Origin of the sequence: Tautonia rosea (assembly GCF_012958305.1) — a bacterium.
Classification (GTDB): domain Bacteria; phylum Planctomycetota; class Planctomycetia; order Isosphaerales; family Isosphaeraceae; genus Tautonia; species Tautonia rosea.
The window spans coordinates 49,261-64,916 of the sequence record NZ_JABBYO010000011.1; the positions used below are offsets into that span (position 1 = coordinate 49,261).

12 protein-coding genes are annotated in these 15,656 nt (G+C 65.0%); 6 read left to right on the top strand and 6 right to left on the bottom strand.

Going from position 1 to position 15,656, the window contains the following annotated elements; translation table 11 throughout:
- Positions 1-3 precede the first annotated feature (3 nt).
- Both kaiC and HG800_RS18995 read left to right on the top strand, forming a co-directional pair.
- Complete coding sequence (gene kaiC, locus HG800_RS18990) at positions 4-1,524, top strand: circadian clock protein KaiC (RefSeq protein WP_169978370.1); 1,521 nt, start codon at positions 4-6, stop codon at positions 1,522-1,524.
- Between the two features lie 72 nt (positions 1,525-1,596).
- The gene (locus HG800_RS18995; RefSeq protein ID WP_169978372.1) at positions 1,597-3,600 is read left to right on the top strand and encodes a hybrid sensor histidine kinase/response regulator; all 2,004 of its coding nucleotides are present in this window, start codon (positions 1,597-1,599) and stop codon (positions 3,598-3,600) included.
- Positions 3,601-3,643: 43 nt separating this feature from the next.
- On the opposite strand, the gene HG800_RS19000 is transcribed toward HG800_RS18995, so the two are convergent.
- From HG800_RS19000 to HG800_RS19010, 3 genes are all read right to left on the bottom strand, one after another.
- Positions 3,644-4,117, bottom strand: a complete 474-nt coding sequence (locus HG800_RS19000) for a sirohydrochlorin chelatase (RefSeq protein WP_169978374.1) — start codon at positions 4,115-4,117, stop codon at positions 3,644-3,646.
- 286 nt (positions 4,118-4,403) lie between these two features.
- Positions 4,404-5,474 carry a hypothetical protein gene (locus tag HG800_RS19005; protein WP_169978376.1) on the bottom strand — a complete coding sequence of 357 codons (1,071 nt, stop codon included), beginning with the start codon at positions 5,472-5,474 and terminating at the stop codon, positions 4,404-4,406.
- Between the two features lie 138 nt (positions 5,475-5,612).
- Positions 5,613-6,572 (bottom strand): cation diffusion facilitator family transporter, encoded by a 960-nt coding sequence (locus HG800_RS19010; protein ID WP_206352352.1) that lies wholly within the window; start codon positions 6,570-6,572, stop codon positions 5,613-5,615.
- A gap of 209 nt (positions 6,573-6,781) precedes the next feature.
- On the opposite strand from HG800_RS19010, the gene HG800_RS19015 reads away from it, so the two are divergent.
- The gene (locus tag HG800_RS19015; protein ID WP_169978378.1) at positions 6,782-7,285 is read left to right on the top strand and encodes a hypothetical protein; all 504 of its coding nucleotides are present in this window, start codon (positions 6,782-6,784) and stop codon (positions 7,283-7,285) included.
- A gap of 167 nt (positions 7,286-7,452) precedes the next feature.
- Positions 7,453-7,902: a nuclear transport factor 2 family protein gene (locus HG800_RS19020; RefSeq protein ID WP_169978380.1), complete on the top strand. Its 450-nt coding sequence runs from the start codon at positions 7,453-7,455 to the stop codon at positions 7,900-7,902.
- 30 nt (positions 7,903-7,932) lie between these two features.
- Here HG800_RS19020 and HG800_RS19025 read toward each other — a convergent pair whose 3' ends face one another.
- Positions 7,933-8,568 (bottom strand): BON domain-containing protein, encoded by a 636-nt coding sequence (locus HG800_RS19025; protein WP_169978382.1) that lies wholly within the window; start codon positions 8,566-8,568, stop codon positions 7,933-7,935.
- 1,067 nt (positions 8,569-9,635) lie between these two features.
- Between HG800_RS19025 and HG800_RS19030 the strand changes: the two genes are divergently transcribed.
- Entirely contained in the window at positions 9,636-10,679 is a 1,044-nt protein-coding gene (locus tag HG800_RS19030; RefSeq protein ID WP_169978384.1) for a DUF1559 family PulG-like putative transporter, read from the top strand.
- Between the two features lie 204 nt (positions 10,680-10,883).
- Here HG800_RS19030 and HG800_RS19035 read toward each other — a convergent pair whose 3' ends face one another.
- A complete protein-coding gene (locus tag HG800_RS19035) occupies positions 10,884-11,648 on the bottom strand; it encodes a sulfotransferase family 2 domain-containing protein (protein WP_169978386.1) in 765 nt (254 codons plus the stop codon).
- A 780-nt stretch (positions 11,649-12,428) separates the two neighbouring features.
- Here HG800_RS19035 and HG800_RS19040 point away from each other — a divergent pair.
- A complete protein-coding gene (locus tag HG800_RS19040; RefSeq protein ID WP_235963801.1) occupies positions 12,429-15,020 on the top strand; it encodes a bifunctional YncE family protein/alkaline phosphatase family protein in 2,592 nt (863 codons plus the stop codon).
- A gap of 80 nt (positions 15,021-15,100) precedes the next feature.
- Here the strand turns inward: HG800_RS19040 and HG800_RS19045 are convergent, their stop codons facing one another.
- Positions 15,101-15,550: a hypothetical protein gene (locus tag HG800_RS19045; RefSeq protein ID WP_169978388.1), complete on the bottom strand. Its 450-nt coding sequence runs from the start codon at positions 15,548-15,550 to the stop codon at positions 15,101-15,103.
- Between the last annotated feature and the right edge of the window lie 106 nt (positions 15,551-15,656).

The window sequence follows — 15,656 nt, forward strand, 5'->3', positions numbered from 1 at the left end:
TCCATGTCGATCACGAAGCTGCCTACGGAAATCCACGGTTTCGATCTCATCGCCTGCGGTGGTCTTCCCGAAGGGCGAGTCACCCTGGTCGCCGGATCGTCGGGCAGTGCCAAGACGGTCTTCGGAGCCCAGTTTCTCGCCGCCGGGGTGATGGTCCGCGATGAGCCAGGGGTCTTCGTCACCTTCGAGGAAACCCCGGATGACCTGCGGCGCAACTTCAGCGGCCTCGGCTGGGACATCCCTTCGTGGGAAGCAAACGACCGTTGGGCCTTTGTCGATGTCTCTCCCGATCCCGGGGAACAACCCGTTTTTGCCGGCGGCTACGACCTCGGTGCCTTGATGGCCCGCGTCCAGCACGCGGTCAAGAAAGTGGGAGCACGCCGGCTGGTGCTCGATGCCATCGGGGCCTTCTTCGGCCAGTTTCCTGATCAACACACCGTGCGATCCGAGCTGTTCCGGATGACCCGTGCCTTGCGGTCGCTCGGCGTGACCTCCCTGATCACCGCCGAGCGAGGGGAGGAGTACGGATCTGTCTCACGCTACGGCGTCGAGGAATTCGTCTCCGACAACGTGATCATCCTCCGCAACGTCCTCGACGAGGAAGTCCGCCGCCGGACGCTCGAAATCCTCAAATTCCGAGGCACCGACCATCTCAAGGGAGAGTGGCCCTTCACCATCGTCCCCGAACGGGGGATCGTGGCCATCCCTTTGGCCGCCTTGGAGCTGAAGCAAAAGTCGTCAGACGTGCGCATCTCGTCGGGCAACCCCGACATCGACCGCATGTGCGGCGGTGGCTTCTTCCGAGACTCGATCATTCTCGTCAGCGGGGCCACCGGCACGGGCAAGACCTTGCTCTCGACCGAGTTCATCGCCGGAGGGGCCCGCAACGGCGAGCGCAGCCTCCTGTTCGCGTTCGAGGAAAGCCGCGAACAACTCTTCCGCAACGCCGCCGGCTGGGGAGCCGACTTCGCAACGCTCGAAGCCGAGGGACTGCTCAAGGTGCTTTGCACCTACCCCGAATCGACAACCCTGGAAGACACCCTCATTTTGATCAAAGAAACGGTCGAGGAGTTTCAGCCCGATCGGATTGCGGTCGATAGCCTCTCGGCTCTGGAACGGGTCGCGCCCGTCAAGAGCTTCCGCGAGTTCGTCATCGGCCTGACCTCGGCCATCAAGGACAAGGAGGTGCCTGCCCTGTTCACGGCCACGACCGACAGCCTGCTCGGCGGCTCGTCGATTACCGAGGCCCATATCTCCACCATTACCGACTCGATCATCCTGCTCCGCTATGTCGAGCTGTTCGGGGAGATCCGCCGCGGCATGACCGTGCTCAAGATGCGCGGCTCGTGGCACGAAAAAGTGATCAGAGAGTTTACGATCGACGGCTCTGGGCTGCATCTCGGCCATCCGTTTCGGAACGTCTCAGGGATCCTCTCCGGTGTGCTCTCTCATGCGGGGTCGGCACCGGCGAATCGGATTGATGACCTGTTCCAGGACGATCCCACGCTTCCTCCGTCTCATTAATCCCGATGGCCCGCCCCCCCATGCGAGGTTTCGAGGATGGAAGGATCAAATGAGCGGCGGGAGGCTGTCCCCGTGCCTCTGAACGGACCGGGCCCTCCCCAGGCCCAGTCCGATGCCACCCCCTTTCAGCGGATGGTCGAGCACGGTGCCGATGGCGTGGCGATCCTTGACGCCTCGGGAGTCATCGTCTACGCCAATCCGGCCGCCTCGGCCTTGCTTGGCCGGCCCTTGACTCAGTTGATCGGCCGTCCGCTGGGCTTGCCGGTCGTCGCCTTCCAGTCGGCCGAGATCGACGTGCCGACCACCGGAGATTCCACGCGGATTGTCGAGCTCCGCTCAGCCGAAGGAATCTGGGACGGCCGACCCGCCTTGCTCGTCGGCCTGAGAGACGTCACGGCCTACCGTCGCCTGGCTGACAGCCAGCGATTCCTGGCAAGGGCCGGGGCCGAGCTAGCCCATTCGCTCGATCTTCCTACCACGGTGGCCCGCATTGCCCAGCTTGTCATTGAGGATCTGGCCGACGGATGCCTGATCGACCTGATCCAGGCCGACGGCAGTGTCCACCGCCCCATCGCCCGCCACGCAACCGCCGAACTCGACGCCTTGCTGAACCCGCTTCGAGACGGCTCCTGCGTCGATCTGAACGATCCGATCGGCCTTCCCCGTGCCCTCCGCACCGGCCGCCCCAAGATCTACAACCGAACCACCGAATCGGCCCTCGACTCACTGGCGACTGATCCCGTCCGTCGCCAGGCGCTCCGGAAGCTCGGCATCGGTTCGATCATGATCCTCCCCCTGATCGCTCGGGATCGGACCCTCGGGGCCTTGACCCTCCTGACCACGCGCCCCGGTCACTTCTTCTCGGCCGCCGATCTTCCCAGTGCCGGAGAACTGGCCACCCTGGCCGCCCTGGCCATCGACAACGCCCGGCTCTACGACGAGGCCCGAGACGCCGTCCGACGCCGAGACGAGTTCCTCGCCATGCTCTCGCACGAGCTACGCAACCCCCTCTCCTCGATCATTCACGCCGCCAACCTGATTCAGTCCCACCCGAACCTCCAGTCCAACCAGACCAACGCGATCGAAGTGGTGGCCCGACAGTCGCAGCAGATGAGCCGGTTGCTCGACGACCTGCTCGACATCTCTCGGGTCACCCGAGGCATCATCCATCTGGAGCGTCAGCCGGTCGATCTGCTCGACGTGCTTGAGCAGGCATTGGAATCGGCCCGCCCGGCGATCGAAGCCTCCCACCACCGTCTGCAACTGAACCTGCCAGGCAATTCCCTGGCGGTGGTCGGTGATCAGACCCGACTGGTCCAGGTGCTGGTCAACCTGCTGACAAACGCCGCACGCTACACCCCCCCTGGCGGCGAGATCACCCTGGAGATCGTCTCGGGGCCGCAGACGGTCGAACTCGTGGTCCGAGACACCGGTATCGGCATCGAACCCGAGTTCCTCCCCCGCATCTTTGACCTGTTTGCCCAGGGACGGCGCGGCCTCGATCGCTCGCAAGGGGGCCTTGGCATCGGCCTGACCCTGGTCCGGGAGATCGTCGAGCTGCACGACGGCTCCATCTCGGCCTTCAGTGACGGGCCGGGACTCGGCAGCACCTTCCGCGTCCGATTGCCGGTGGCCGATGTCGAGACCCTCCCCCTCGACTCGCCCAACGTTCCGGCCCCGCAACCGGCTCAGACCGATCGAAGCCCCCTTCGCATCCTGCTGGTCGAGGATCACGCCGACAATCGCGAGATGCTCCGCACGCTGCTGACCCTCAACGGCCACCAGATTGAAACCGCCGCCGATGGTCTGGCGGCCCTCGAAGCCCTCCGACAGCGCCCAGACCTGGCCCTGATCGACATCGGCCTGCCCGGAATCGACGGCCTGACACTCGCCCGGATCGTTCGATCCGACCCCGACCTCAGCGACCTCCCCTTGATCGCCGTGACCGGCTACGCCCGTCCCGAAGACCGTACCGAAGCCCTCGACGCCGGCTTCGACGACCATCTGCCCAAACCCGTCCGGCTCGAAGACCTCAAGCGCCTGCTCGATCGCCTCCCCCGGCGGTCCGACTCCTGATCCCCTCCTTTCCGCCCCCGCAACTCGCTCGCCACAGCCGCGATCACCCCTCGGCATCGCCGCCGCCGTCCATCGGAGCGAACCGGGCCGCCGCCACGGCCGATCGGGTTTCGATCGGCGGCAACGCTCCCCGGTCAAGCCGCGCCACCCGTTCGGCCACAAGGCGGTCGAGCAAGGGGTCGGGACCAAGTGGCGGGCCGAGGATGAACACCACGTCCGGATGTCGGCTCGACAGGTCCTCTCGGGCCGCGGTCAGGTCGCGGAGCAGGTGGACTCCCATCGACAGGAAATAAGGGACCATCAGGACTCGGGTCGCTCCGCGAGCCACGCAACGATCCCCCGCCTCGGGAATCTCCGGCGTGGTCAGCTCCAGAAAGCCCGCTTCGACAATCGGATAGGTCCCCTGCTCGGCCATCCGATCGGCCAGGCGTCTCAGGTCGGCGTTGGCCGGCTCGTGTCGGCTGCCGTGGGCAATCAGCAGGACGGCCGTCACGGCCTCGGTCTGCGGTCGGGGCATCGGGACCACCTTAGAACGTGCGACGGAGGGCGAGCCGTCGAGTCGTGATCGGCTCACGGTCGAGCCTCTTCCCGATTGTTTGCCTCCCCGACGACGCCGGCAAGGGGGCATCTTCATGATGATCACGTTGCGATCAGGCCGGCTTTCCTTCTCTCGGAACGAAAACCCGCCGCCCCCGGCACTCGTTCCGATCCGGAACAAAGGCGGACGCGGCGGTGTCGTGTGACGCAGGGGACTCGCCCGGTTCGGCCAGTGTCTCGCACGGCGGCAAGCCCCGATCGATCCCTCAGCGGGGCAATCCTCCAGGAGTCGGCAACCCTCCTGGAACGGGGGTCAGGTCGGGCAAGACGCCGGGAATGCCCGGCGGAGGAGGAGCGGCCGACGGCAGGCCCAGCGGCGAAACGCTTTCCGGAACCGGCGGAGGAGGAGGCGCGGAGGCCGGCTTCGCCAGGGCTCCGGGATGTCGGTCGGCCGCCGTTTCGGGACGAGCGGTGACCACCACCAGACGCTCGACTACCGTTGATCGGCCCCACTTCTCCGACTGGGATCGCGCTCCGAGACTGATCACGAGGCTTTCGCCCGGTTTGACCGGCCAGGCCCCCTCGACATGCGACCGGATGATCTCCGGCACCTGGAAGGACGCCTGGAGCTTCATGGCCCCGGTCTTGGAGACGGCCGGATCGTTCCCCTCTCCGAAGCGTCGAAAGAGGCCCGCGATCGGCCCTTGATCGCCCCCTTCGGGACCGGTAATCGCATCTTCGAACGATCCTGTGTGCACCCCTTGCAGGCTCGTCTCGTCGAGGTTCACCCCAACGACCAGGCCTTCGGGAGTCGGCGTGGCCGACAGGGCCATGTCCAGACCATTGTGCATCTGTTCCAGGATCGGCTGATAGGCCAGACCGCCTTCGCGGCCCGTCGGCTTCTCTCCCTGGCGTTCGAGATCGACGATGAGCTGGACGGTCGATCCGGTCATCGTCCGCGCCGATTGTCCTGCCGCAGCCACCGCCGAAGGGGCCTGCACGACTGAGGATCGCGCGGTCTTTTCCACATAGTTCACCAGATCGCGGACCGCCGGTTCACCGACGGCCCAGACCATCAGGCCCGCCTGCCAGTCGAGCCTGCGCGTGCGGCCCTTGAGAACGCCTCGCCAGTCGAGCCCCTCGACCTGGAGATCGCGGACCTCAAAGACGTAGCGGGGGCCGTTGGCCATCTGCTGGGGCAATTCCGCCGGGGTTCCCTGCGGCAAGACCGAGGGCTCCGGAATGGGGGCCGAAGGCGGCACGGGCGACGGCAATTGCGGGGGGCCTTCGAGCGGCGCCAGGAGCAAGACCAACGACGAGACAATCGCGCCGAGCATCTGGGAGTCCCTCCCTCCGAGCTGGCAATTTCGTATCCATCCGTTCCCTTTGAGGACCGCGAGGCGGCCCCCGGGGCGGCGGATCATAGCCCTGAGCCCTCGAACGGTCAACCGAACTCCTGGCACCCTTCGACCGGATTACGGCTCCTGGGTCCAGGGGGGAACAGACGATTCGGTCTGGCTCGGCTCGTCGGCAAACGGCTCCAGGTGGACGAGCACATCCCGCAGGGTCGGGAAGGCTTCCAGCAGGCGATCCTTGACCCGATGGCCGATCCGGTGCCCCTCGGCAATGGTCAACTGGGGGTCGACTTCCAGATGGATGTCTGCGAAGTACTCCAGCCCCGACTTCCGCACCCACAAGGTCTCGACTCCCTTGACCTCGGGATCGGCCAGGGCCTCGGCCTCGATCCGGGAGACGAACTCCCCCTCGGCCTGGGCATCCATCAGCTCGTGAGCACTTTCCCAGACGAGAACCACCGCCGATCGCACTATGATCGCCATGACGACCAGGGCGGCCACCTCATCGGCGAAGCGATACCCGGGTCCTCCCCATCGCACGACCGACAGGCCGATCAGGACGGCCAGGGCACTGAAGGCATCGGCCCGATGGTCCCAGGCGTTGGCGACCAGCGCTCTCGACCCCGTCCGCCGGCCGATCCCGATCTTGTACCGGAACAGGACTTCCTTGATCACCACGTTGACCGCGGCGATGACGAGGGTCCAGCCGGGGGGGATCTCGTGCTGCTCCGGCAGGCGTCGGATCGCCTCCGTCCCCACGAGAAGCGCCGAGCCGAGCACCAAGAGCGAGACGCTCAGGCCGGCGATCGCCTCAGCCCGGGTGTGACCGTACGGATGCTCGCGGTCCGGGGGTCGTTGCGCCAGCCTCAGGGCGACCAGCACGGCGAGCGACGTGACCACGTCTCCCAGCGAGTTGACCGCGTCGGAGATCAGGGCGAACGAGTGTCCGACCAGCCCGCCGACCAGCTTGGCCGCTCCGAGCCCGGCGTTGACCACCAGGCCCAGAACCGCCGCTCCGACGACCTCGCGGTACAGGGCCGCTCGCGACTCCTCTCTCGGCACCCTTGGCCCCTCTGTCACCGGCTCCGACCTCCCCGCCTCGATGGCTTCGAGCCTCGTTGTCCTGCCCAGGCGTTCCTCCCCCTTATACCCGCCCGATCCGGTCCGCGCCCGCGCTGATCTTTCTGGGTCTGCTCTGGGATGAATTCGGGATGAAGCCCGAGCCCACTACTCCGACTCGAATCGAGCCGGCTCCGGCATCCTGCGAGAATCCCTCCGATGAGCACGACATGGACCGATTCCGCCCGTTCGCAACCTGCCTCCTCCTCCCTCCTCGATTCCCTTCGCCACCGAGCCTCGCGGACGACCTCGTTGATGCGTATGGGGTACGACGAAGGCTGGATCGTGCTCGGCGTTGCCGCGATGGGGATGTTCAAGGTCCTGCCCATCGCCCTGCCGCTGGTGTCTGTCTCTCCGGCAACGGCCCTGCTCTCGTCGGCTCTGCTGGGCCGGCACACGGGGAGCCAGCGGTCCAGCGGATCGGGGCAACCCTGGCGGACTCCTTCGGCCGGGGGCACTTCGGGGCGATCAAGGGGATCGCCATGGCGATCGTCATCGGGGCCTCGGCCCTTGGTCCCCTGCCGCTGGCGATCGCCCGGGACAGCCTCGGCCACAACGACCTCGCCCTGATGGGCCTGATGATCTTCCCGGTCGCCGCCGGCCTCGCCGTCCGGTCGGCCCGGCCACCGGTGCTTCCCGAGACCGACCGAGGGCCCTCGGCTGCTCCGGCCTGAGCAGCATGGATCGCACCCGGTCCGATCCATGCTGCAACCAATCGACACGGAAACACGCAAGCCTTGACCATTGCGACCGTATGGCTCAGAATTCAGGCATCTCTTTCGAGATCGCCCTGGCTCCCCAGGGGGATCGGTCGTCCCTCTAACGCTGCGGACGCTGCGTCATGGGCCTGTCCGACGGAAACGCGTTTCTCGATCAGCTTGTGACTATTTTCCGATTGGGCAGCACCGCGCCCATCTCGGTCGAGCACGAGGAGCTGGTCGGGCGAGTCCAGGCCCTTTACGCGTGCATCATTCGGGGAGACTTCGCGGCGTTGGGGGAGTTGATGACCGAGGACGTCTGCCTCGACATCGACGCGCCGTCGATGCCCGCCTTCCACGGGACGACCCACGGCCGGGCCGAGGTCCTTGCCGTCATCGAGCGGAACTTCGCTCAGGTCGGCGAGCAAGTTCCGAAGGTCCACGAGGTGGTTGTCCAGGGAGAGACCGTGGTCGTCCTCTGCCGGGAATCGGGCCAGGTGATGCCCGACGGCCAGCCCTATGTGCTGAGCTGGCTCCAATTCTTCACCTTCCGCGAGGGCCGGCTGAGTTTGATCCGCGAGAGGATCTCCTGACCGGCCTCGTCCGGGGTCGACTCGTTCGTGTCAGGGGGTCGGCAGCGGAGGGCGGATGGACGGGGTCGGCTCGACCGGAGTCTCGGGCTCGGGGGCCTGCCGAGGCTCGGAACGTCGCAGCGGTTCCAGACCTGGCTCGGCTCCGGGATTCGGCTGCGGCTCGGTGCGGGGCAGCGGTTCCAAGATCGGTTCGGAGCGCAGTTCCCCAAGGGGACGGTCGGTTGTGGAGCCGGGCAGAACGGTCGTGGTGGTCCCCTCCGGCGCAACCAGTTCGTTAAAGACCCGCGAGACACCGACGGTCGAAATGGCCAGCGCCGCGGCCCGATCCGCCGCCTCGGGGGTGGGCACGCTCCCCCGGAGAATCACCACTCCGCCGGGCCGGGCGTCGATGACGAACCGGCTGCCGGTCAACTCCTTCTCCCAGAGCAACCGGCTGTAGACGCGGGAGGTCACCTCCATCGACTCGACCGCGCCTCGGGTCCGGGAGAAGGCAGTTCGCAAGCTCCGCTCGACCGCCCGGCCCGCCGTGTCGAGCGCGCCACCGACGACCTGCCCGACCTGTTCCGCCGGCCCTTCGGGTCGAAGGATTTGAGCCTCGGCGGTCGACGCCGTCCCGATCAAGGCCAGAGCCGCCAGCCAGGCTCCCTGATGGTTGAGCATTTTCATGGGTGCATTCCTCCGTGATTGGCGATTCCTGATCGCTGCCTGCTCCTCCGATCGGTTGCGGACGAGCCTGTCGATCAAGTATGGCATCCCTTCGCCTGGCGTCGAGCCGAATTCTGGGAAGAGGGGGAGCCTGCATCCCCCCTTGGCGTCTCGGCGACAGGCGGATTGCTCTCTCAATGCGGCGAGCGGCCAGAACCGCGAGCCGGGAGGCCGCCCCCGGAAGGCATCCGTTCGTGGGACGACATCGGGAGGAACACGGTGCGCCGCGCCGCAAGGCTCCGGTGCGCTCTGAGCCGTCGTCGCTTCTGTCAGGGCAGAAACGGGTTGCGTGGATCGAGGCGGTTCGTTTCGTCACAGTGCGCCGCGATGCTGGCGGGGTTCGAGGCCAGGTGCCGGGCCGTTGCCGAGCGATCGGGGCCGCTCGGTCTGGATTGGGCGGAGGTGGGGGACGGTGCGCCTCGGGTGCGCGGCTCGGTGCGCCTGAGATGGTTGTTGATCGTCGTTGTGGCACTTGGGCTTACGGCGATCGAGGCCGTTCGTTTCGTCAGAGTGCACCCGTTGAATTGGCTTCGTTTCGCGCTGATCGGCCCGGAGTCGAGGTCGAGGGAGTATCGAGGGATTCGGGGATCGTATCGAATTGCCAAAGAGGGGGCCTGGCGTCGAACCGGATGGTCGTCGGCCCGGGAGGGGACGGCGGAGGGATCGACACGATGCCATGCCTTTTATCATCGGGAATTGGCGGGGCCTCAGTCACACAAATGATCGGTTACGACCGCGTCGCCGATCGGCAGGAGAGGGGCAACGGGGGAGGGATGTCGCGTAGAGGCGCAACGGCGCGGAGGAGAGGGAAACGAGCGCGAAGAAAAAACGGAACGAGAGGTCGCGATCGCACGCGCTGAGTTCGCGTCTCGGCGGCTCTGCGGCTTTGTGCGAGATCCCTGCCACATCTCGGTTGTCGAAATCCGTTGGTGCATCCTGAGGATTTCGATTGAAATTGCGATTGCGCGTATGTATGGTCGCGGGACAGATGCGACGGACGGATCGAGTCACCACGGAGGATCCAACCGATGAGAACCGTCTGCAAGACAGGGGATCGGCGCAAAGGCCTTTCGATGATCGAATTGCTGGTGGTCGTCGGGGTGATGGCCATTTTGGCCGCCCTGCTGCTGTCGGCGGTGATGTCGGCCCGGGAAGCGGCCCGGCGGGCGCAGTGCCAGAGTCAACTGAGGCAACTAGCCCTGGCCTTGCAGACCTATCACGGGACATTCGAGGCGTTCCCGCTGGGGATGACCCTTGGCCACGATCCGAGGTGGATGAACCCCGATGCGCCTCCGTTCCCGGACGAGAGCTTCCTCGTCGCCGTGCTCCCCTTCATCGAGCAGCAACCGGCCTACGACGCGATCAACCACGGGCTCTGGATCGTCTCGGCGGAGAACACGACGATCCACGCCTTCCGCCTGAGGACCTTTGCCTGCCCGAGCGATCCCGGCGCGGGCGAGGCGTTCCCAATCGGCACCTTCGGCGCGTCTCCCCCGTACACGACCCCGGAGTCGCGATCGTCGCGCTTCAGCTACGTCGGGAACCTCGGCGCTGTGGCCGTGGAGCTGCTGAATGCGCCGGATCCCGACCGTCCGGTCGATCGCCGGCTTCGGGAGCAGGTCAACGGGCTGATCACGTTCGATCCCGTGCGGATCGCCTCGATTACGGATGGCCTGAGCCAGACGATGCTTCTTTCCGAGCGCGCTGTCGGGCCGATCATGGAAGGCGACGACCCGTATTTCCACGGCTTCGCCCGCTGGTATCTGGGCTCGCGGTACCAGACCCTCTTCACCACAACCGCCCCGCCCAACGGGTCACTCGATGAGAATCCGCACATCGCCCTCGACTCGGCTTCAAGCCTTCACCGTGGGGGCGTGCTGGTGGCGATGACCGACGGATCGGTCCGCTTCGTCTCGGAAACGATCAACTCCTGGGCAATTGACCCGGCCTCGGGCCCCTCCGGCGCCGTCCTGGAACCGGGCGGCTGGTGGCGCGACCTCCCCACGCCCGGCGTCTGGCAGGCGCTTGCGACCCGAAGCGGTGGCGAGGTGATTACCGACAACTCGTATTGAACGCCTGGCTCGCAAGCGGATCACCTGACTCGCAAAAGCCCGAGCGGTGCCGATCGAGTATTGAAGCGAATTGCCTCGGTGAGCGGAAACGCCAGCGGATCATCCCGATCCAGACTTCTGTCGCCCAGCCACCGATTTCCGATCGTCTGGATGGGTTGCCAAGACAGAGGATGGCTCCGAAGGAATCCTCACGAGGATAGGGGATCAGCGTGCAGAGTCGTATAGTTCGAAATCGCGCCCGAACAGCTCCTTGATCTGCTGCATCGCCTTCGGCGAAACAATCGAGACGTCTTGACTTCGGTTCCGATTCGAGGCCCGTAGGTGTTCAAGCTGGATTTCGACGCTGGATTCGGCGATTGGCTGAAAAAAGCGTTCGACTCCCTCTTTCAGATGTTCCATCTTGATGAAATCGGTGACGAGCACGCGGCCATTGGGGTCGGTCACGTCATCCCAGACCGACGCCGAATGAGTGGCCACGTGGATGGACTTCCAGGGGTCGGTGCGCAGCTCGCGGATCGTTTCGAGGAAGCGTTCCAATCCTTGGACATGGTCAAAGGTCTTCGTTTTGCGAAGGAGTTTTCGGATGACCTTCGCGGGGAGCGACTCGGGAGTGGACCGCAGCGAATTGCCAAGCGCTTCGCGGTAGAGATACCAGTACATACTCAAACAACGATCGACCGGCTCTCTGACAACCACGAACGACTTGATGTCGTCAAAATTTTTGTACAGATACTGTTTTGCGTAATACATTTTTTTGAACATGAGATCCCCAAGCGGCGTTCGAAACCGATTGAGGACCGAGTTCCAGTAGATCGTCTCTACCTGCAAGAAGGAAGGAACATAAACGCCCTTCCACCCTTGAGGCTCGGGTGGGCTCCAGTAATGGTGCCCCAGCGCCCGGTGAAGCGACGTGCCCGCGGTCTTCTTGATATGCAACCAGAGGTAGGGTTGCCGGAATCCGGGTTGCACCAAAATCTCTCGTCGATCCGGCACCATGAAGCGGTTCCTACAATCTTATCCGAGACATGCTCATAGTTGTGACCGGTTTCATTCTACTTCGAAGGAACACATGCAAACGATTGTTCCGCATGAGAACCATTCGCGAGAAGAACCGGTTTTCCAGAACGTCCAACCGACTCCCCGGCGTGTCGACCTGGCTGGACATCGCCTGGAACCGACCAATCGCTTGGCCCTGGGTTGCGGCCACGACAGGTTGGAACCATGGAGGCGATCCGTCGGATCATGAATTCGACTCAACCGCCAGACAGGCCGGCACCAGGGCTCGACACGGGGACGGACGACTCCAGCCATGCCACCTCAGGCCACGATAAATCCAGGCTCACAAAAAATCAAAATTATCATGTGGCATTTCAGAACACTTCGCTGCCAGGAACCGCTTCCAGGGAGGGACATGATTGTTTGGATCAGGAGGGATTTTCTCGATTCGAGCGAGCGTTCTCACCTGGCCGCATCGTGCCGAATGGGGAGCTACAATAAGGTCGGTCCAGGTTGCCGCGCGATCGGCGAAGCGGACCTAACAAATCATTTATTTTTCTATATTTATCAGAGCATTTCGATTATATTCTGTTTGCCCTGCGTTTGATTTCTGAGGCAACCGGGGTGTGCCGACGAAGGAATGGAGAAGATTGGATGAGGGAGAAACGGGAGCCTTGTTCGGGCCGAGGGGGCAGGCTAAGGTGGGCTGCGATTCGACGGAGAGAGGCGCGAACCGAGGGAGCATCACGATCGATGAACGAACGATTTCGAATGAACATGATTTCCGAACGCCTCGCGTGTTTGGCGTTCGTGGCGGCGGCAACCGTGGTGCCGCTGGCGGGGGCGGTTGGCCAGGAGAAGATCGAGCCCGGCCAGGAGGCGGTGAAGGCGATCTGGCCGGGGATCAACCCGGACGGGGGCGTGCTGCTGCCAAACGGCTGGACCCTGAAGCCCGCGGGCGCTCAGGTGGCGCTGAACGGGGACTTCCCGGTTTTGATGGCGAGGCATCCGAGCGATCCGGTGCTGGCGGTGCTGTTTGCCGGCTACCGCGAGCACGAGGTGGTGACGATCGACACGGAGACGAACCGGGTGATCGGCCGGGTGGCGCTGCCGGCGTCGTTCTCGGGGTTGGTCTGGTCGCCGGACGGGAAAAGGCTGTTTGTCGGCGGTGGGTTCGACGACCTGATCTATCGCTTCGACCACGAAGATGGACTGCTCTCCGGTCGGGTTGCGTTCCGCTACCCTGGTCCGCTGGTGGCGGCCGACCCGCCTCCTGAGGATGAGCAGGACATCCGCCGGACCGGCCAGCGCGTGCCGGGAGGAATGGTTCTGTCGGGAGACGGCCGAACGCTCTGGGTGGCCAACGTCTGGGGAGACACGGTCGCACGGTTCGACGCCGAGACGGGGGAGTTCCTGGGCGAGACCTTCACCGGCGTGAAGACTTATCCGTATGGCCTGGCGATAGACGAGGCTCGGGGGCGCGTCTACGCGAGCCTCTGGGGGGCGTCGGCCGTGGTGGCGATCGCAACCGAGACGGGGGACCGGATCGCGCGCTGGCCGACCGAGGAGCACCCGAACGAGTTGGTGCTGGCGAGGGAAGGGAAGATCCTCTACGTCGCCAACGCGAACCGGAACACGGTGAGCGTGATCGACACCGACGAGGGACGATCGCTGGAGACAATCGGCACGGCGATCGCGCCGGACGCCCCCTCTGGTTCGACCCCAAACGCCCTGGCACTGTCGCCGGACGAGTCGGTGTTGTTCGTTTCGAACGCGAACACGAATCACGTGGCGGTCGTCAACGTAGAGCAGCCGGGCCTGAGCCGGCCGATGGGGTTCCTGCCCGTTGGCTGGTACCCGACCTGCGTGCGGCTCTCGGCAGACGGCAAGACGATTTACGTGAGCAACGGCAAGGGGGCGATGTCGCGGTCGAACCGCCAGGGACCGCAGCCGACCCCGGGCCCGAGGCCGGCGACGGCCGAGTACATCGGCGGATTGTTCGAGGGGACCCTGTCGGTCATCCCGATGCCCTCGCCCGATCGGATGGCCGAGCTGACCCGCACCGTCTACGAGTGCAGCCCACTCGATCGTGAGAACCCAGCGGCCGTCACCGCTGAACGGCCAGAGGGGAACCCGATTCCGGCGAAGGTGGGAGAGCCGTCGCCGATCAAGTACTGTATCTATATCGTGAAAGAAAATCGGACCTATGATCAAGTCTTCGGCGATATGCCCGAAGGCAACGGCGAGCCGGCGCTCTGCCTCTTTCCGGAGGAGGTGACGCCGAACCACCACGCGCTGGCGCGTGAGTTCGTCTTGCTGGACAACTTCTATGTTGAGAGCGAGGTCTCGGCCGACGGGCACGAGTGGTCGATGGCGGCCTACGCCACCGACTTCGTCGAGCGAACCTGGCCGCTCGGCTACCGGGGAGACCGACGCGTGCCGTACCCGTCGGAGGGGAACTTCGAGATCTCCCGGCCGGCCGGCGGCTACCTTTGGGATCGGGCCCGAGAGGCCGGGATCAGCTATCGCTCGTATGGCGAGTTCATCCGCAACGGCCCGACCCCCGACGCCCCGGGAGTCGCCACCGTCGAGGCGCTGGAGGGGCACTTCGACCCCTTCTTCCGCAGCTACGACCTGAACTACCCCGACGTGAAGCGGGCCGAGCGGTTCCTGGAGGAGCTGGCGCGGTTCGAGGCGGAGGGGGAGATGCCGCAACTGATCATCATCCGCTTGCCCAACGATCATACGTCCGGCACTCGGGTGGGCGCTCCCACGCCGAGGGCGATGGTTGCCGACAACGACCTGGCGCTAGGGATGCTCGTTGAGGGGGTGAGCAAGAGCCGGTTCTGGCCGGAGACGGCGATCTTTGTCGTTGAGGACGACGCGCAGAACGGCCCCGACCACGTCGATGCGCACCGGACCGTCGCCCTCTGCATCAGCCCGTATACGAAGGGGACGGGGAAGGACTCGACGATGTATTCCACCTCGTCGATGCTTCGGACGATGGAGCTGATCCTCGGCCTGGAGCCGATGAGCCAGTTCGACGCCGCCGCCCGCCCGATGTATGCCAGCTTCCGGCCCGAGCCGGACCTGCGACCTTATGATCATCGGCCCGCGCGCATTGATCTGAATGAGGTCAACCTTGCCACCGCCTGGGGTACCGAGCTGTCCGACCGGCTTGATCTGACTCAGGAAGACGCCGCCGACGACCTCTTGTTCAACGAGATCATCTGGCGGTCGGTCAAAGGTGCCGATTCCCCCATGCCCGCCCCCGTCCGCTCGGCGTTCGTCCTCCAGGTTGAGGGCGAAGACGACGACGACGACGAGGATGAAGACGGCGAATAATGCTCGCCCGGAGAATGGCCCCGGTGGGGTGGCGGGTTGAGCAGGGTCTCAGCCACCCCGCCCGAGGGGCTGATAAGTGATCAGGTCCCGATGAACTCGATGAAGAGTTGATTGTTCGAGCGATCGACCCAGATGCGGCGGAGCCCCTGGGAGTCGTCGAAGTAGACCTCGGGAAGGGCCTCGATGCGGTCGTGATCCCACCAGGAGGGGAAAGCGTAGCGAACGCTCGCGGGGCGATCGCCGGCCGGGGGCGTTTGGAGCCCCTTGGCGGCAATCAGGCGCTTGAGATAGGCGTTGTCGATCGGTTGCAGGACCCAGGCGAAGGACGGGTCCATGCCCCACGTCTCGCCGTGGTAATGCACGATCCTGACGGTTGCGGGCGTTGCCTCGCCGAACAGTCCCTCCAGCGGCTCGATCGCCTCGTCACGCGACGGGCCGCATCCCACAGAGGCCAGCACGGCGACCATTGCCCACCGCCCTGCTCTGCTGATGAGTCGTCCGGACTCGCCCGCGGTGCGCCGCATGGGCATGACGATTCCTCCTGACGCGGTTGTCGCAACTTCGGACCGTCGTCGGGTGATGGCATCACCCCGATGCTTACGTCTCGAAGTTGGGCAGGGTTCGGCGACAGGGTGG